The organism is Saccharothrix xinjiangensis, assembly GCF_039527585.1.
GTDB lineage: Bacteria > Actinomycetota > Actinomycetes > Mycobacteriales > Pseudonocardiaceae > Actinosynnema > Actinosynnema xinjiangensis.
Genome location: NZ_BAAAKE010000017.1, coordinates 79,936 through 95,432, shown reverse-complemented (window position 1 = coordinate 95,432; position 15,497 = coordinate 79,936). Strand labels below are relative to the sequence as shown.

The 15,497-nt window shown below is 74.3% G+C and carries 17 protein-coding genes; 7 read left to right on the top strand and 10 right to left on the bottom strand.

The window, feature by feature from the left end:
- Positions 1 to 43: 43 nt before the first annotated feature.
- The gene (locus ABD223_RS28205) at positions 44 to 1,330 is read left to right on the top strand and encodes a M14 family zinc carboxypeptidase (RefSeq protein ID WP_344039599.1); all 1,287 of its coding nucleotides are present in this window, start codon (positions 44 to 46) and stop codon (positions 1,328 to 1,330) included.
- Between the two features lie 87 nt (positions 1,331 to 1,417).
- On the opposite strand, the gene ABD223_RS28200 is transcribed toward ABD223_RS28205, so the two are convergent.
- The gene (locus tag ABD223_RS28200; RefSeq protein WP_344039598.1) at positions 1,418 to 2,005 is read right to left on the bottom strand and encodes an LURP-one-related family protein; all 588 of its coding nucleotides are present in this window, start codon (positions 2,003 to 2,005) and stop codon (positions 1,418 to 1,420) included.
- A 130-nt stretch (positions 2,006 to 2,135) separates the two neighbouring features.
- Between ABD223_RS28200 and ABD223_RS28195 the strand changes: the two genes are divergently transcribed.
- From ABD223_RS28195 to ABD223_RS28170, 6 genes are all read left to right on the top strand, one after another.
- Positions 2,136 to 2,615: a DUF2975 domain-containing protein gene (locus ABD223_RS28195; RefSeq protein WP_344039597.1), complete on the top strand. Its 480-nt coding sequence runs from the start codon at positions 2,136 to 2,138 to the stop codon at positions 2,613 to 2,615.
- The gene (locus ABD223_RS28190) at positions 2,615 to 2,875 is read left to right on the top strand and encodes a helix-turn-helix domain-containing protein (RefSeq protein ID WP_344039596.1); all 261 of its coding nucleotides are present in this window, start codon (positions 2,615 to 2,617) and stop codon (positions 2,873 to 2,875) included. Before ABD223_RS28195 ends, ABD223_RS28190 begins: the two co-directional genes overlap by 1 nt.
- Complete coding sequence (locus ABD223_RS28185; RefSeq protein ID WP_344039595.1) at positions 2,872 to 3,804, top strand: ABC transporter ATP-binding protein; 933 nt, start codon at positions 2,872 to 2,874, stop codon at positions 3,802 to 3,804. Before ABD223_RS28190 ends, ABD223_RS28185 begins: the two co-directional genes overlap by 4 nt.
- The gene (locus ABD223_RS28180) at positions 3,801 to 4,583 is read left to right on the top strand and encodes a hypothetical protein (RefSeq protein ID WP_344039594.1); all 783 of its coding nucleotides are present in this window, start codon (positions 3,801 to 3,803) and stop codon (positions 4,581 to 4,583) included. The genes ABD223_RS28185 and ABD223_RS28180 overlap by 4 nt, the downstream gene beginning before the upstream one ends.
- 99 nt (positions 4,584 to 4,682) lie before the next feature.
- Positions 4,683 to 5,738, top strand: a complete 1,056-nt coding sequence (locus tag ABD223_RS28175; protein WP_344039593.1) for a hypothetical protein — start codon at positions 4,683 to 4,685, stop codon at positions 5,736 to 5,738.
- A gap of 143 nt (positions 5,739 to 5,881) precedes the next feature.
- Positions 5,882 to 6,187: a hypothetical protein gene (locus tag ABD223_RS28170; RefSeq protein ID WP_344039592.1), complete on the top strand. Its 306-nt coding sequence runs from the start codon at positions 5,882 to 5,884 to the stop codon at positions 6,185 to 6,187.
- Here ABD223_RS28170 and ABD223_RS28165 read toward each other — a convergent pair.
- Genes ABD223_RS28165 through ABD223_RS28125 form a run of 9 tightly spaced genes read right to left on the bottom strand, consistent with a single transcriptional unit; the run spans position 6,184 to position 15,490 of the window.
- Positions 6,184 to 7,989 carry a carbamoyltransferase family protein gene (locus ABD223_RS28165; protein WP_344039591.1) on the bottom strand — a complete coding sequence of 602 codons (1,806 nt, stop codon included), beginning with the start codon at positions 7,987 to 7,989 and terminating at the stop codon, positions 6,184 to 6,186. The two genes, ABD223_RS28170 and ABD223_RS28165, sit on opposite strands and share 4 nt — an antisense overlap.
- Positions 7,986 to 8,264: a hypothetical protein gene (locus tag ABD223_RS28160; RefSeq protein WP_344039590.1), complete on the bottom strand. Its 279-nt coding sequence runs from the start codon at positions 8,262 to 8,264 to the stop codon at positions 7,986 to 7,988. Before ABD223_RS28160 ends, ABD223_RS28165 begins: the two co-directional genes overlap by 4 nt.
- Positions 8,261 to 8,635, bottom strand: a complete 375-nt coding sequence (locus ABD223_RS28155; protein WP_344039589.1) for a holo-ACP synthase — start codon at positions 8,633 to 8,635, stop codon at positions 8,261 to 8,263. Before ABD223_RS28155 ends, ABD223_RS28160 begins: the two co-directional genes overlap by 4 nt.
- The gene (locus tag ABD223_RS28150) at positions 8,632 to 9,948 is read right to left on the bottom strand and encodes an MATE family efflux transporter (RefSeq protein WP_344039588.1); all 1,317 of its coding nucleotides are present in this window, start codon (positions 9,946 to 9,948) and stop codon (positions 8,632 to 8,634) included. The genes ABD223_RS28155 and ABD223_RS28150 overlap by 4 nt, the downstream gene beginning before the upstream one ends.
- On the bottom strand, positions 9,945 to 11,105 hold the full coding sequence (locus tag ABD223_RS28145) for an acyl-CoA dehydrogenase family protein (protein WP_344039587.1): 1,161 nt from the start codon (positions 11,103 to 11,105) through the stop codon (positions 9,945 to 9,947). Before ABD223_RS28145 ends, ABD223_RS28150 begins: the two co-directional genes overlap by 4 nt.
- The gene (locus tag ABD223_RS28140; protein ID WP_344039586.1) at positions 11,098 to 11,742 is read right to left on the bottom strand and encodes a hypothetical protein; all 645 of its coding nucleotides are present in this window, start codon (positions 11,740 to 11,742) and stop codon (positions 11,098 to 11,100) included. Before ABD223_RS28140 ends, ABD223_RS28145 begins: the two co-directional genes overlap by 8 nt.
- Positions 11,739 to 12,545 carry a hypothetical protein gene (locus ABD223_RS28135; protein WP_344039585.1) on the bottom strand — a complete coding sequence of 269 codons (807 nt, stop codon included), beginning with the start codon at positions 12,543 to 12,545 and terminating at the stop codon, positions 11,739 to 11,741. Before ABD223_RS28135 ends, ABD223_RS28140 begins: the two co-directional genes overlap by 4 nt.
- 24 nt (positions 12,546 to 12,569) lie before the next feature.
- Positions 12,570 to 14,123, bottom strand: coding sequence for a phosphopantetheine-binding protein (locus ABD223_RS28130; protein ID WP_344039584.1), 1,554 nt, complete (start codon positions 14,121 to 14,123; stop codon positions 12,570 to 12,572).
- Positions 14,120 to 15,490: a preATP grasp domain-containing protein gene (locus tag ABD223_RS28125; RefSeq protein ID WP_344039583.1), complete on the bottom strand. Its 1,371-nt coding sequence runs from the start codon at positions 15,488 to 15,490 to the stop codon at positions 14,120 to 14,122. The genes ABD223_RS28130 and ABD223_RS28125 overlap by 4 nt, the downstream gene beginning before the upstream one ends.
- Positions 15,491 to 15,497: the final 7 nt, after the last annotated feature.

The following is a 15,497-nucleotide window of genomic DNA, read 5'->3' as shown; positions in this document are numbered from 1 at the left end:
ATCGACGCGCATGGTCCCTGTCACACACCGTGAGGAGCCGTCCGTGCCCGTACGCCGACGATCCGCCGCGCTGATCGCGTTCAGCACCCTGACCCTGCTCGGCTCCACCCTGTCCGCCCTGCCGGCCCACGCCGCGCAGGACCAGGTCATGCTCGCCACCACGTGCAGCGAGGCGCCCCGCGACCTGCCCGTCAACCAGTTCACCGACCACCGCGAGCTCGGCGTCGAGCTGGACCGCATCGAGCGCGCCGCCGACGGCCGGGTCGAGGTGGAGCAGCTCGGCCACAGCAACCGGGGCCGGGCGATCTGGTCGGCCAGGGTCGGGACCGGTCGCAAGGCCGTGCTGCTGACCAGCGAGATCCACGGCAACGAGAAGACCGGGACGGACGCGCTGCTCCAGCTGCTCGACTGGGTCGGCACCAGCGAGAGCGCGAAGGCCCGGCGCTGGCGCGACGAGCTGACCATCGTCGCCATCCCCAAGATGAACCCGGACGGCGCCGAGCTGGACCGCCGCGGCAACGACATGACCTGGCAGGAGGTGACCGCGCGGTTCCCGCAGCTGCGCGGCAGCCAACCCGCGTGGAACTACTACACCCGATCGCTCCAGGGTGACGACTACGCGGCGCGGCCCGGGTTCGACATCAACCGCGACTACCACCCGGACCTGGACTACGTGCCGCGCGCGCAGGACTTCCCGGGCACCTCCGCGCAGACCGGCTGGTACCTCTCGCCGGAGACGCGGGCCGTCCGGGACGTCTACCGCGGGCTCACCGCCGAGTTCGGCGAGGTGGACACCTACGTCGACCTGCACCACCAGGGCGCCTGCTACGTGATGCCCGACGAGCCGGACGAGTTCGTCACGCTGTCCATCTCGGGCAGGTTCGTCGACGACCCGGCGACCACGCCGGGCTTCGAGGAGTACGCCGACCGGTACGACCTGGACTACTCGAAGCGGCTCAACGTCGCGGTGAACAACGCCCTCCAGGCCGCGGCGGCCAACCGGCCGGCCTTCGGCAATGTCACGCTCTACCCGCAGGACACCAACCTGCCGGGCACCGGGCTCGGCTCGTTCGCGCTCAACGGCAGCGGCGCGGTGCTGTTCGAGGTCCGCGGCCAGACCCAGACGCTGGGCCAGCAGCACCGGGCCATGCTCACCCGCAGCGTCTACATCGGACTGGACGGGATGCTGTCGAGCATCGCCAGCGGCCAGGTGGACCGGCTCGACCCGGCCGACTACGACCGGATCCCGCCGCGGGGCCCGAACATCGGCACCTCCGCCGAGGACGCCGAGCGCGGTGCGGACCCGCGCCGCGACGTGCTGGAGAACTGACCGGCGTGAGCCGAACGGGCCCCGGGGGAGCACCCCCGGGGCCCGTTCGCCTGTCAGGGCGGGAGCGCCTACCGGGACCGGTGGCGCCTACCGGGACTGGAGCGCGTCCACCGCGACGGCCTGCGCGATCACCACGCGCCGGTCGACCTGCGGGTCCTCGATCCGGATCAGGTAGTGGTCGCGGACCCAGGTCTTCTTGTCCACGCTGAACACCGGTCGGCCGTCGCGGGCGAAGTCGAAGTGGTAGCGGAACGGGAACGGGATGCCGTTGACCAGCGGGAGCACGCCCCACAGGCGGCGCAGGATCGCCAGGCCCGCGTTGCGCTCGCTGCCCGTGGCCACCGGCGCGCCCGCCTGGTCCAGGTGCCAGGTGGAGTTGGTCAGGGACTTGCCGAAGTCCTTGCGGAACGCGCCGATGGGCCGGCCGTCGCCGTCGAGCACGTCGTAGCCGCTGCCGAGGTCGATCACCTTGCGCGCGCGGAAGCCCGCGAGCACCCGGCTCCGGCCCGAATCGGTGTAGATGGTCACCTGCTCCTTGAAGGCCAGCCGCTTCTGCTCGACGAACGCCACGAGCTGTCCGGGCTCGCCGTTGTCGTCGGCGAAGACCTCGTAGCGGTTCACCATCAGGGTGACCTTCTGGTGCATGTGCAGCACGTTCATCGCCTGCGTGAGCATCGATTCCCCCTAGACCTCGGTGGACAGCAGTCTCTCACTCGAACGGGTTAGGGTCTGACATCCGGTCACAGGTGCTGCGAGCCGATAGCTATCGATTGACATTCGATAGGTAGTACTCGATACTCGATGCATGTTCGCAGAGCATCGGGCTGTCGGCCCGTTGAGAATCTTCCTCGTCGTGCTGTTCGGGCTCCTGGTCGTGCTCCAGGTGATGTCGCTGCCCGGCCAGTTCGCGCACATGGCCGAGGAGTCGCCCGAGTTCGCCTACCTCAGGTGGCCGGCCACCGCCGTGTCGGTGTTCTGGGTGCTGTGCGTCCAGGTGGTGGTCGTGGCCACCTGGAAGCTGCTCACCCTGGTCAAGCACGACCGCATCTTCAGCGAGGGCGCCCTGAAGTGGGTGGACGCCATCGTGTGGGCCATCGCCGCCGGGTGGGCGACCCTCGTGGGCGTGCTGCTCTACGTCGGCTTCAACGCCACCGACCCCGGGCTGCCGCTGCTGCTGTTCCTGCTGTCGGTGGGCGTCGCCGTGCTGGGGCTGCTCATGGTCGTGATGCGGGCGCTGCTGCGGCAGGCCACCACGCTGCGCACCGACATGGAGTCGGTGATCTGATGCCGATCATCGTGCGCATCGACGTCGAGTTGGCCAAGCGCAAGATGAGCGTGGGCGAGTTCGCCGAGCGCGTGGGGCTCACGCCGGCGAACGTGGCGGTGCTGAAGAACGGCCGCGCCAAGGCCGTCCGCTTCAGCACCCTGGAGGCCATGTGCCGGGTGCTCGACTGCCAGCCGGGCGACCTGCTGGAGTGGGTCGACGACGAGGACGACCCCGGCGCCGATCCCGGCGCCGACGCCGCCGCCGAGGTGCGCCGGTGATCGCCGTTCGCGGGCTGACCAAGCGCTACGGCGACGTCCTGGCCGTCGACGACCTGAGCTTCGACGTCCAGCCGGGCAAGGTCACCGGTTTCCTCGGGCCGAACGGCGCGGGCAAGTCCACGACGATGCGGGTGGCGCTCGGCCTCGACCGGTCCACCTCGGGCGAGGTGCTGGTCAACGGGCGCCGCTGCGCGTCGTTCGCCGAACCGCTCCGGGAGGTCGGCGCGCTGCTCGACCCCGGCGCGGCGCACCCCGGCCGCACCGGGCGCGCCCACCTGCGCGTGGCCGCCCGGACCAACGGCCTCCCGGCGCGCCGGGTGGACGAGGTGGTCGAGCAGGTCGGGCTCGGCCGCGCGGCCGGCCGTCGGATCAAGGGCTACTCGCTCGGCATGCGCCAGCGCCTCGGGATCGCGGCGGCGCTGATCGGCGACCCCGGCGTGCTGCTGTTCGACGAGCCGGTCAACGGGCTGGACCTCGACGGCGTCCGGTGGATCCGCGGCCTGCTGCGGCAGCTCGCCGACGAGGGCCGCACCGTGCTGGTCTCCAGCCACCTGCTCAGCGAGATGGAGCAGATCGCCGACCGCCTCGTCGTCATCGGCCGAGGCCGGCTGATCGCCGACGCGACCACCGAGCACATCCTGAGCGGGCTGGGGCGCGTCCAGGTGCGGGTCCGCGGCGCGGAACCGGACCTGCTCCTCGCCGGGCTCCGGGAGCACGGCCTCGCGGTCGAGCGCGTCGACGCCCACGAGCTGCGGGTCGAGAACACCACCGCCGAGGAGGTCGGCAGGCTCGCCCACGCCGCGAACGTCCCGCTGCGGCACCTGTCCGAGGTCCGCCAATCCCTTGAGGACGCTTACGTGGAGTTGACCGGCGACAGCGTCGAGTACCACGGCGGCGGCGCCGGGCGCGTGGCGGAGGGCGCGCGGTGACGGCCCCGACGGCCCCGGTCCGCGTGGGGCGGGTGTTCGCCCGCGCCTGCGCCGCCGAGTGGACGCGGCTGTGGACGGTCAAGGCCACGTGGTGGTTCCTGGCCGGCTCCGCCGCGGTGATGCTGGGGATCGCGGCCATCGCCGGCGCCGAGACGGCGGCGAGCCCCGACCCGTCGCCGGGCGGTTCGGCGTGGACGGCGGCGAGCGTGCCCGTCCTGCCGGGTCAGTTCGGCCTCCTCGCGCTCGCCCTGGCCGCGGTGACGTCCGACTACGCCACCGGCGGGATCGTGCCGACCCTCCAGTGGACGCCGCGGCGCGGTGTCCTGTTCCTCGCCCGCACGGCCGTGCCGGTCGCGGTGGCCACCGTCCTCGGCGTGCTGCTGGCGCTGGCCGCCGCGGGCACGGCCTTCGCGACGGCCCGACCGGTGCTCGACCTGACCCTGGAGCGGGGCGCGGAGGTGCTGCCCGCGGTCGCGTTCGTCTTCGCGGCCGGTTCCGCCGTCGCGGTCGGGCTCGGCTTCCTGTTGCGCAACACCGCGGGCACGCTGGTGGCGGTGTTCCTGCTGATGCTCGTGCTCCCGCTGGTGCTCCAGAACTTCGGCCAGGAGTGGGCGTCCGCGATCGCCCGGGTCCTGCCCGGCTCCGGCGCGGCGTTCCTGCTGATCGGGGAGATGCCCGGGATGACCCGGACGTCCTCGGTGGTCACCCTGCTCGCCTGGGCGGGCGGCGCGCTGCTGCTCGGGTGGCTGCGCCTGGCGCGCGACGACGCCAACCGCTGAACCGCGCTCGGGAACCCGCGCTCGGGAACCCGCACCGGGACCGGCTCCCGGTGCGGGTTCCCGCTGTACATCGGGCCCGGATGACCCAATAGTGGCGGGGTGATCGATGATCAGGTCGACCAGGGGGGCTCGGCGGGTCCGGGCGGCGGAGGACCGGGACCGGCCGAAGGGCTGGAGCACGGGCTCTACGCCCTCGCCGTCCGCCTGGGCGCCGTCACCTCCCCGGAGGACGCGGCGGCGGAGCTGGGCGCGTCCCTCACCGAGGTGTGCCTCGCGGTCGCCAGGCTCGTCGAACTCCACCTGCTCCGCGCCGACGCCGACGGTCGCCTCCTGCCGATCGCGCCGCGGCTGGCGGTGAGCGCGCTGGTCGCACCGGTCGAGCGGTCGATCTACCAGTGGCAGGAGCTGGCCGACCGGTACCGGGAGCGGGTCGAGGCGATCACCCGGTCGCCGCGGCGGGCCGAGGAGCGGGTCGGCGTCGTCGACGGGGTCAGCGGCGCGGCGGAGATCCGGGGCCTGTTCGCGCTGGCGAGCCGGGCCTGCCGCGACGAGCTGGTGGTGCTGCGGCCGAGCCACCACGACGAGGACTTCCTCGACGAGCTGCTGGAGACCTGCTACGACGTGCTGGACCGCGGCGTCGCGATCCGCGTCGTCTGCCCGCACCACAGCCGGGCGAGGTTCACCGCCCGCGCCAAGGCCAGGCGGCTGCTCGAAGGCGGCGCGCAGATCCGCACCCGCAGCAGCCTCGCGCGGGCCGCCGTGGTGTTCGACGAGTCCCTGGCCGTCCTGCTCGACCTGCCGGCGTCCGACGGGCAGCAGCCGACCGCGCGGCGGGTCGACGACCGCGGCGTGGTGCGGTTCGTCATCGAGATGTTCAACCAGCACTGGGAGGACGCCACGCCGTTCAGCGCCGCCGAGCCCGGTTACGCCGGCGCGGTGGGCGACCTGCACCGGGCCATCGCCAGGCTCATGGCCAAGGGCCTCACCGACGACGGCGTGGCGCGGCACCTCGGCATGTCCGTGCGCACCTGCCGCCGCCACATCGCGGCGCTGCTCCAGAACCTGAACTCGGTCAGCCGGTTCCAGGCGGGCGTGCACGCGGCGGCGCTCCTCGAACCGCCCGCGCGCCCGCCGGTCAACCGGCAGCCGGGGTGACGGCGGGGGCCGCCCGCCGGCGCACCCGCGTGACCGCCCGCCCAACCCGCGTGACCGCCCGCCCCCGAACCCTCTCCGGTCCGGGGGCGGTTGGCGGATCGCGATTCCGGTTACTCCCCTCGCAGCGCGGAGAGGAGCAACTCATGGTCGCCGGTCGATTCGGGCGCGAGCTGGGCAGGAAGATCCGTTCCCCGGAGGCCGCCAGGCTGGACGCCGAGCGGTCGGCCAGGGCGGACAGGTGGGCCGCCGCGCACCCGGTGCCGGCCCTCCTCCTCGGAGCGGCGGTGTTCGCCCTGGTGGGGTGGGCCGTGGCGGGGCGGCTCGAGATCACGACGACCACGGGGGTGATCGTCTGCCAGGTGATCTGCGTCCCCGTGGGGTTGATCGCCACGTGGGTCCAGATCGTGCGCGCCCGACGCCGCGGCAGCCGGGATCGGCACGAGCCCTAGGCCGTGCCCACCGGCTCGGCCACCCGCGCCACCGCCTCCAGCACCTCGGGCACCGCCCACTCCTTGGCGTACAGCGACCTGCCGACGACCAGCACGTCCAGCCGCGAGCCGTCGAAGGTGCGGAACGCCTCGCTCGCGGACCGGGCGGTCGGCTGGCCCTTCACGTTCAGCGACGTGTTGATCAGCGCGCCGACGCCGGTGAGCCGCTCGAACTCGTCCAGGACCCGCCACAGGCGCGGCTGCTCGGAGGCGTGCACCACCTGCACCCGCGCGGTGCCGTCGTCGTGCACCACGGCGGCGATCTCGTGGGCGCGTTCCGCGCGCACCGGCACCGCGATGGTCATGTGCCGCATGTTCGTGCCCGCCGGCACGTGGAAGAACCGCGTGGCGCACTCGGACTTCACGATCGGCGCGAGCGGCCGGAAGCCCTCCCGGAACTTCACCGCGGCGTTCACCTGGTCCCGCGTCTCCCGCCGGCGCGGGTCGGCCAGGATGCTGCGGTTGCCCAGCGCCCGCGGCCCGAACTCCAGGCGCCCCTGCGCCCACCCGACCACCAGGCCCTTGGCCAGCAGGCGCGCGACCACCGCCTCCGGGTCCGCCGGCTCGACGCTGAAGTACGGGTGGTCGGCGGGCACGCGGTCGGAGTCCACGTCCGGCCCGAGGAAGGTGCTCACCGGGTAGCGCTCGGCCGCGTGGCGCAGGTCCGCGCCGAGCAGCGCCGCGCCGACCGCCGTGCCCTCGTCGCCGGCGGCGGGCTGCACGTAGACGCCGTCCACGAGGCCCGACGCGGCGAGCTTGCCGACGGCCACGCAGTTGAGCGCCACCCCGCCCGCGAACGCCACGCGCCGCAGCCCGGTCCGGTCGACCCAGTGCGACACCAGGTGCGTCAACGCCTCCTCCAGCCGGCGCTGACCCGCGGCGGCGAGGTCGAAGTGCACCTGGGAGCACTCGCCGCCCGCCGGCGGGCAGCCCCGCTCGGCCAGCCACCGCCTGCTCGCCGCGAACGTCTCCTTGCTCAGCTGGTCGCGGTTGTGCTGGAGCAGCGGGATGTCGAAGCGGCCGTCCGGGCCCAGCACGACCGCCTCGCCCATGGCCGCGGCGAACCGCCCGGCGTCGCCGGACGCGGCCATGGCCATCACCTTGTACTCGTCGCTGTTGGGCCAGAAGCCGAGGTGCATGGTCATCACCGTGTAGAACAGCCCCAGGCTGCTGCGGAAGTCCAGCGCGGCCAGCCGGGTCAGCACGCCGCCCGCCCACCGGTACACGCTCACCGCGTGCACCTCGCCCATGCCGTCGAGCACGACGACGAGCGCCTCGTCGAAACCGCTCGGCACGGCGGCGGTCAGCGCGTGGGCGTAGTGGTGGCGCACCGGGCGGACCGACAGGCCGGACAGCTCCGGCAGGTGCCGGTGCAGCAGCGAGGTCTGCCGCTCCGGGCGGTACACCTCGTCGTACCGGCGGCGGCTCAGCTCGTCGCCCAGCGAGAGCACCCTGGTCATGCCGTAGTCGAAACCGTGCCGCACCTCGTCGACGTCGGCGGCCGGCACGCCCGCGATCCCCAGGCACGCGCGGATCGCCTCGGCGGGGAAGGAGTGGTCGAACTTCACGCCCGAGTACCGCTCCTGCTGCACGGCGGCCACCAGTTCGCCGTCCACGACGAGCGCGGCGGCGGCGTCCAGCCCTTGGAACAGCCGGGCCTCGCTGTCGGGCAGGTCCGGGAAGTGCGCCCGCTTGAACTCGGCGGAGCCGTCGAACCCGCTGTAGCCCAGGACGACCGAGGGCCGCCCACCGGCTTCGCTCATGTTGGTCTCTCCCTGCTCGTTCGGACGGCGTCGGTCGCCGCGACCACGCTCGCGCGGGAGGCGGCGACCGCCTCCAACGCCGTTTCGGGGTTGGCATCGTGGTACGCCTGCAACAGCAGGGCGGAGGCGTCCAGGGCGCACCGGGCCGCCCAGAGCGTGGCGTCGTCGAGCGGGGTCAGGGCGTCCAGCCGCCGCCCCGCCCGGCGCACGTCGTCGAGCAGCCGGTCCAGCTCCTCGGTCGCCGCCGCGGGCCGGGCGCGGTGCGACGCGGTCACCGCGCCGCACCGATCGCCACGGCGACGACGTCCGCGCCCTTGTGCGCGATGGACACCGTCAGCGAGGTCACGCCGACGCGTTCGGCGGCGTCCCGCGCACCGCCGGACAGCCGGACGCCGGGCTCGCCCGAGTCCTGCCGGACCACCTCGATGTCCCTCGGCGAGACGCCCTCGAACAGCCCGCGACCCAGGACCTTGAGCACCGCCTCCTTCGCCGCGAACCTCCCGGTGAGGAACTCCGCCGCCCGCGGCGCGGCCAGGTCGCCCGCCTGCCGCAGCTCGTCCGCGGTGAAGAAGTACCGGCGGAACCACGGCCGGGGCAGCAACCCGTCCAGCTCGCCCACCCGGGCGAGGTCGACACCGATCCTCATGCCGGCACGCCCTTCCTCTTGCGCAGCAGTGAACGGGCGCTGAGCAGGACGCAGGCGCACCCGGCGACGTTGGCCAGCGCGAGGAGCACGACCAGCGACCGCGCGTGCAGCGGGTCCGGCAGGGCGGCGCCCAGCGCCAGGACCGCGGCGAAGAACGTCACGTTCAGCACCAGCGCGGCCACGGCGCGACCGGCCTGCTCCAGGTAGGTGAGCAGGGCCAGGGTGGTGCCCAGCGCGAGCAGGGACGGTCCGATCACGCCGAGGTAGTCGACCGCGACCTCGCGCACCGCCGGGTCGGTGGTCAGCAGGTCGACGAGCGGCCCGCGCAGCAGGAACACCGCCGCGGCGATGCCGGCGTAGGCGGGCACGGCGAGGCGCAACAGCATCCGCGAGGCGTCCGCGCGGGCCGCCTCGCCGTGCAGCGTCACGGTGATCGCGACCGCCGAGCCGATGGCGATCGCGGGCACGATCAGGAACATCTGGACCGTCTGCCCGAGCCCGAACCCGGTCACCCCGGCCACGCCGCCGTCGCGGATCAGCCACAGGTAGCCCAGCGAGGCGGCGGACAGCACCAGGAACGACCCGGCGACCGGCAGCGCCACCTCCCGGAGCAGGCGCAGCGCCGGGGCGGTGTCGTCCGCGGGCCACCCGAGCACCACACCGCCCCGGCGGACCGCCACCCAGGACAGGACCCCGAGCGGGACGGAGCCCACCGCGAACCCGACCGGGACGCTCATCGCGCCCAGGCCCCACAGCTGCTGCGCCGCGAGCACCGCGCCGGTGGTCAGCGCGGTCGAGACCACCGCGAGCCGAGCGGCCGCCGCGGCCCGGCCCACGCCGCGCAACACCGCGCCCGCGAGCATCGGCACCATGGTCAGCCCGTTGGCCGCGAGCAACGCCACCAGGAAGGCCCGGACGGCGTCGCGGCTGCCCTCCGGCACCGCCAACAGCGCCTCCAGCGGACCGGAGGCGGCCAGCACGAGCAGCGCGAGCGCGCCGAACCCGCCGACGCCGAGCACCGCCATCAGCACCAGCACGCCGCCGATCCGCGCGGTGTCGCCCCGCCGGTGCAGGGTCGACGCCGACACCTGCACGGCGACCGCGACCCCCTCGCTGATCGCCAGGCTGACGAACCCGAACGGCACGTACACCGACCGCAGGTACAGCGCGTCGCCGCCGAGGTGGCCGAGGAACGCCGTCACGACGAGCTGGAGCACGGTGCCCGCCGTGGTCATCGCGGTGAGGCTGACCGCCATGCGCCTCGCCACGCCGGTCAGCGACCGCTCCGGCGCCGCGACGCCCACCCCCGTCACGCGCCACCGCCGGGGTCGCGCAGGGCGCCCTGGAACACCAGCAGCCGGTGGACGTCGCCCGAGCCCTCCATGAACTCGAAGGCCCGCACGTCCCGGTAGGTCTTGTCCAGCCACGGGTGCTCCAGCAGCGCCGCCGGCCCGAGCAGGTCGACCGCGAGCAGGGTGGCCTCCTCGGCCAGCCGGGTCGCGGTCAGCTTGGCGGCCGAGGTCTTGTGCGCGTCCGGGCGGCCCGCGTCCAGCGCGGCGGCCACCTCGCGGACCCGCCGCCTGGCCACCCGGACCCGGCCCGCCAGGTCCGCCACCCGCAGCTCGTCCGCCGCGGGCAGGGCGGTCCGCTCGGCGCGCACGTAGTCCAGCACGGCGTCGCCGACGCCGACGGCCATCGCGGCCAACGACGGCCGGTAGGTCGTCAGGGTCTGCCGCGCGCCGAGGAAGCCGCGGCGGCTGGGCTTGCGGTCGCCGCCCAGGACGTCGGCCGGGTCGACCCGCTGCCCGTCGAAGACCAGCTCGCTGATCCGGACGCCGCGCAGCCCGACGATCGGCAGCAGCTCACCCCGGAAGCCGGGCGCGGGCGTGTCGACGAGGACGGCCTCGATGCCGAGCGGTCCGGGCGCGCGGCGGCAGAACACCACGCCGGTCTGCGCCCGCGCGCCGTTGCCGATGTACTTCTTGGCCCCGTGCAGGGACAGGCCCTCGTCCGAGGTGACCAGGCGCGTCTCCAGCTCGGCCGCCGCGGAGCCCTTGCCGTGCTCGGTGAGCGCGAAGAACGTCCAGGTCGGCCGGGCGGAGAACCGCTCGAAGAAGCGGCGCTGCTGCTCCTCGTCGCCCAGCGCCTGCACCGCCGCCCCGGCCAGGCTGGGGCCGGGCGAGGCGAGGAGCACGCCCGGGTCGCCGTGGGCGAGCCGGTCCATCACCACCACCCGGGCCAGGCACGACCCGCCGGGGAACGAGTGCCCGCCGACCCGGTAGGTCTCGGCGGCGAACCGCGGCGGGATCAGCATCGCCTCCTGCAACCGCACGGCGGGCAGGTCGAGGTACTTGGTGATCGCGTCGGGGTCCTCGTCCAGCACCAGGCCCGGTTCGCGCAGCTCGCGCGCGATCTCGACGCAGTGGTCCTCCAGCACGCGGAGGTGGTCGGGCAGCTCGGGGTCAGTCATGGCGCACCGCCAGGTAGAGGGTGCCGACCTGCTCCGCGGTGAGGACCGCGCCGCCGGGGCCGTCGGTGAGGAAGCTCGCCGCGCCGAGCAGCCGCAGCAGCGCGCGTCCGCCGCGCACCAGCCGGGCGAACGCGGCCGGGTGCGCGTCGTGGTCGACGCCCGCGTCGAGCAGGCCGCCGGTCTCCTCGACCAGCAGCACCGCGTCGGCGATGCCCGCCTGCACGAGCTGCCTGCCCAGCAGCGGGCTGCCCGCAGCGGTGCGCCCGCCGAGGTCGGCCACGGTCAGGTCGACGACGTGCGCGAGCAGCCGGGTGTGCGCCCGGAGCAGGTGGTGGCGCAGCCGCTCGGTCCGCGCGCCGACCACCCGGCCGGGTTCGGGGTCGGCGAGCCGGGCGCAGGCCACGCCGAACTCCGCGGCCACCCGGTTCGCGACCGGGAGCACGGCCGCGGGGCGCAGCGCGTGCCCGGTCGTGCCGGACAGCCACAGCGGGTCGGCCGCCAGCCGTTCCGGTGTGGCGAAGGCGTACCCGCCCGGCCCGACCACCACGGCGTTCGGCGCGGCGGCCTCGTGGGCGGCGTCGAGGTGGGCGGCGTAGTCGGTGGTCGTCGTGCCTCGGGGTGGTGCTGCTGCGGTCATGGTCGTGCCTCGCTCGCGGTCCGGGCGGGATCCAGCCGCACCGCGTGCGCCCGGCCCGTGCGCGGGTCGACGTCGCAGAGCAGGATCCCGGATCTGTTGTCCCGCCAGAGGTCCTGCTTCTCGGCGAGGGTGAGCCACACGCTCGTGCAGTAGGTGCCGCGGTCGCAGCGGACCACGCGGGACGTCCGCCCCGTCGCCACCCACGGCCCGGCGACCACCACGGTCCCCGGGTCGGCCGCGTCGAGCAGCGCGGTCAGCTCGTCCGGTGTGCCGGTCCAGGTCGGACCGGCCACCGGTCCGGGCCCGGACCGGAACACCAGGGCCGCGGCCGTCTCCGCCAGCGGCGTGCCGTGCACGAGCGGGTCGTGGTAGGGCAACGAGGTCTGCTCCAGCACCAGCAGGAGCGCGCTGTCGCAGCGCCCGGAGCGGTGGAACGCGCCCGCCACCTCCAGCGCGGTGTAGGGCGACCGCAGGCCCTGCTCGGACAGCGCCATGCTGTGCGCGCCGCCGCCCAGCTTGTCGTTGACGTAGGCGGAGACCACCCGCAGCGGGTGCAGGTCCGGCACGGCGTAGGTGAGCAGGACCAGGTCGGGCGCGCCGACCTCGAACCCCGGCGCGGCGAGCAGGGCGTCGGCCAGCTCGGTGTAGCTGACGTTCGGGCCGTCCCGCAGCCGGCCCTCCTCGTAGGGCACGTCGAACTGGGCCAGCAGGTCCCGGTAGTACTCCAGCATCTGCTCGTCGAACGGGCACGGGTTGGTGTCCGACTTCCGCACCCCGGCCGCACTCGCCAGCGCCAGCGCCACGGCTCGCTCCTCTCGACCGGTCGGCTAGCCGCGGATCGGCTCGCCGGCCTGGTCGAGCGCGTAGTCCGCCAGCGAGCCGATGGTCTTGAAGTGCTCCGGCTGGAGGGCCTCCGGGTCCACCTCGATGCCGACCGAGTCCTCCAGCGCCATCAGCAGCTCCAGCACGGAGGTGGAGTCCAGGTGCAGGTCCTCGAACAGCCGGGTGTTCTCGTCGGTGGCGGGCAGCTCGCGCTGGAGCACGTCCGCCAGGGCGGCCTGCACGGCCTCGATGGTCTCGTCGCGGTTCACGGTTTCTCCTTTTCGGTTGCGGCTCGGCGCCGGGAGCAGGATCTGCTTGCCGAGGAGGTCGTCGGCGGTGTCGCGGCGGCGCACCAGGTGCGCCGCGCCCTCGCGGACCACGACCTCCGCCGGGTAGCCGTGGCTGAGGAACTGCACGGGCGACGCGGTGGGCCCGTACGCGCCGGAGCGCTCGACGCCGAGCAGGTCGCCGACCGCCACCGGCGCCAGCGGCACCTTCTTGCCCACCACGTCGTTCGGCGTGCACAGCGGGCCGGTGACGGTGCACGGTTCGGTGGGGGGCTCGTCGAACCGGCTCAGCGAGCGGATCGGGAAGTTGCGCTTGACGAAGCTGCCGATGCCGACCGCGGCCATGTGGTGGTTGGTGCCGCCGTCCGCGATGACGAAGGTCTCGCCGCGCGACTGCTTGACGTCCAGGACCCGCACCACGTACCGGCCGGCGAACGCGACCAGGTAGCGGCCCAGCTCCATGATCAGCCGCGTGCCCGGGTGCCCGGCCCGGAACTCGTCGACGGCCTCGTTCACCCCCGCCGCGAGCGCGTCGAGGTCGAGGTCCGCCTCGTTGTCGAAGTAGGCGACGCCGAGGCCGCCGCCGATGTCGACCGTGCCCAGCTCCACGCCGCAGCCGGCGTGCAGCTCGGCGGCCATCCGCAGGATGCCGCGGGTGTTGTGCGCGACGTCGGCCGCGTCGAGGAAGCGGGTGCCCATGTAGGCGTGCAGCCCGGTGACCCGCAGCCCCGGGAGGGTCTCCGCCAGCGCCACCGCCGCGGGCACGTCCTCCTGGTCGATGCCGAACTGCCGGGGCTTGCCGCCCATCGACAGGCCGGAACCCTTGGTGGAGAAGGACGGGTTGACCCGCAGCAGCACGTCGACGGGCCCCGCGCCGAGCCCGGCCACGACCGCGTCCAGCCGGCGCAGCTCGTTGACCGACTCGACGACGATCGCCCGCAGGCCGGCGCGGACGCACGCCCGCAGCTCCTCGTCGCTCTTGCCGGGGCCGAGGAAGATGGTGTGCTCCGGTCGCGCGCCGGCCAGCGCCGCGGTGCTCAGCTCGATGCCGGACGACACCTCGGCGCCCGCGCCCAGTCGCACCAGCTCGGCGCAGACGCTGACGTTGGGGTTGGCCTTGAGCGAGAAGTAGACGTCCAGCGCGGGGTGCAGCCGCTCCCGCAGGTTCGCGTAGGTGGAGGCCAGCACCTCGGCGTCGTAGAGGTAGAGCGGGGTCCCGAACTCCTCGGCGATCGCCGACACGGGTAGGCCCTGCACGTGCAGCTCGGTCATCGCGCACCTCCGATGTGGGTGTCGAGCGCGGTCCTGGTGGCGTCGGCCAGCCCGGTCACCGCCGCGCGGTCGGGACCGAGGGCGATGAAGTAGAGGCGGCCCTCGAACGGCTCGCCGGGCCGCTCGTCCGCCATCGCGTTGACCGTGCCGAAGCAGGTGACGACGACGCCGCCCGCGACGGGGTCGACGGTGGCCAGCGGTCCCAGCGCGGCGAGCACGTCGGCGAAGGCGACCGGGGCGGTCAGCCGCACCGGGTGGTGCCCGGCGAGGGAGGCGGGCAGGTCGCCGGCCAGCGACTCCAGCACGCCGCCCTGGTAGGTGGACATGTTGAACCGGGCGTTGATCTCCAGCACCGGGTAGACCGTGCCGTCCGCGCCGACCACCGCGTCCACGCCGACCACGCCGGTGAAGCCGTCGGCGTGCAGCGCCTTGCCGATGACGGCGGCGGCGTGCCGGATCTCGGCGTGCTGCCGGTCGTCCAGCTCGGCGGGGCTGATGTGCCCGAGGTGGACGCCGCCGCGGGTCAGCGCCTCCTTGACGAAGTCGAGCCGCACGTCGCCGCCCGCGTCCACGGTGAGCTGGTAGTTCAGGTCCGCCCGCTTGGGCAGCCAGGTCTCGACGACCACGTGCAGCCGCTGGTCGTCGCGACGCCTGGCCCGCGCGGTGGCCGCCCGGACCACCCGGCGCGCCTTGGCCGGGTCGTCCAGCACCACCAGCCCCTTGCCGGAGACGCCGTAGGCGTCCTTGACGACCAGCGCCGAGGCCGGGGAGCAGCCGGGACCGACCTCGGCCATCAGCTCGGCGAACTCGTCCACCGTCTCGCAGCACCAGCCGGGGATCGCCCGCAGGCCGGTGTCCTCGACCAGGCGGCGGCTGTAGATCTTGCTGTTGACCGCGACGACGGTGTCCAGGTCCGGCGCCGCCACCGGCAGCCCGCTCAGCTCGGCCAGGGCCACCTCGTCCGCGGACAGGCCCATGGGCACGAGTTGCGCGCCCCGCCCGGCGAGGTCGCGCAGCGCGGCCAGGAGGTCCGGTGAACCGGCCGCCCGCGCGGCCGTCGAGTCGCGGGCGGGGCCGTCGGCCACGAGGACCGTCGGCAGCTCCAGCCCGAGCGACCGGGCGTAGTCGACGTAGCCGGGGTCCAGCGGGTGCTGGGTGACCAGGTGGTCGTCGGGGCCCGCCAGCAGCGCGCCCAGCTCCTCCATCCGCGTGACGAGCGGGCCGGTGAGGGAGAACGCGGGCGCGGGCAGGCCGGGGAAGCCGGTCGCCCACCGCTGCTCCACCTCGAAGTTGCAGAGGAGGACCAGCGGTGTCGCCGGGTCGCCGGTGACCGCCCGCTTCAGGGCGCGCAGGTATCCGGTAGGCATCGAGGAG

What these genes read in the sequence shown, in the direction of transcription:
- ABD223_RS28200 (WP_344039598.1), bottom strand. Translation starts at nt 2,005, where the DNA reads ATGCTCACGCAGGCGATGAACGTGCTGCACATGCACCAGAAGGTCACC.
- ABD223_RS28195 (WP_344039597.1), top strand. Translation starts at nt 2,136, where the DNA reads ATGTTCGCAGAGCATCGGGCTGTCGGCCCGTTGAGAATCTTCCTCGTC.
- ABD223_RS28190 (WP_344039596.1), top strand. Translation starts at nt 2,615, where the DNA reads ATGCCGATCATCGTGCGCATCGACGTCGAGTTGGCCAAGCGCAAGATG.
- ABD223_RS28170 (WP_344039592.1), top strand. Translation starts at nt 5,882, where the DNA reads ATGGTCGCCGGTCGATTCGGGCGCGAGCTGGGCAGGAAGATCCGTTCC.
- ABD223_RS28165 (WP_344039591.1), bottom strand. Translation starts at nt 7,989, where the DNA reads ATGAGCGAAGCCGGTGGGCGGCCCTCGGTCGTCCTGGGCTACAGCGGG.
- ABD223_RS28155 (WP_344039589.1), bottom strand. Translation starts at nt 8,635, where the DNA reads ATGAGGATCGGTGTCGACCTCGCCCGGGTGGGCGAGCTGGACGGGTTG.
- ABD223_RS28145 (WP_344039587.1), bottom strand. Translation starts at nt 11,105, where the DNA reads ATGACTGACCCCGAGCTGCCCGACCACCTCCGCGTGCTGGAGGACCAC.
- ABD223_RS28140 (WP_344039586.1), bottom strand. Translation starts at nt 11,742, where the DNA reads ATGACCGCAGCAGCACCACCCCGAGGCACGACGACCACCGACTACGCC.
- ABD223_RS28130 (WP_344039584.1), bottom strand. Translation starts at nt 14,123, where the DNA reads ATGACCGAGCTGCACGTGCAGGGCCTACCCGTGTCGGCGATCGCCGAG.
- ABD223_RS28125 (WP_344039583.1), bottom strand. Translation starts at nt 15,490, where the DNA reads ATGCCTACCGGATACCTGCGCGCCCTGAAGCGGGCGGTCACCGGCGAC.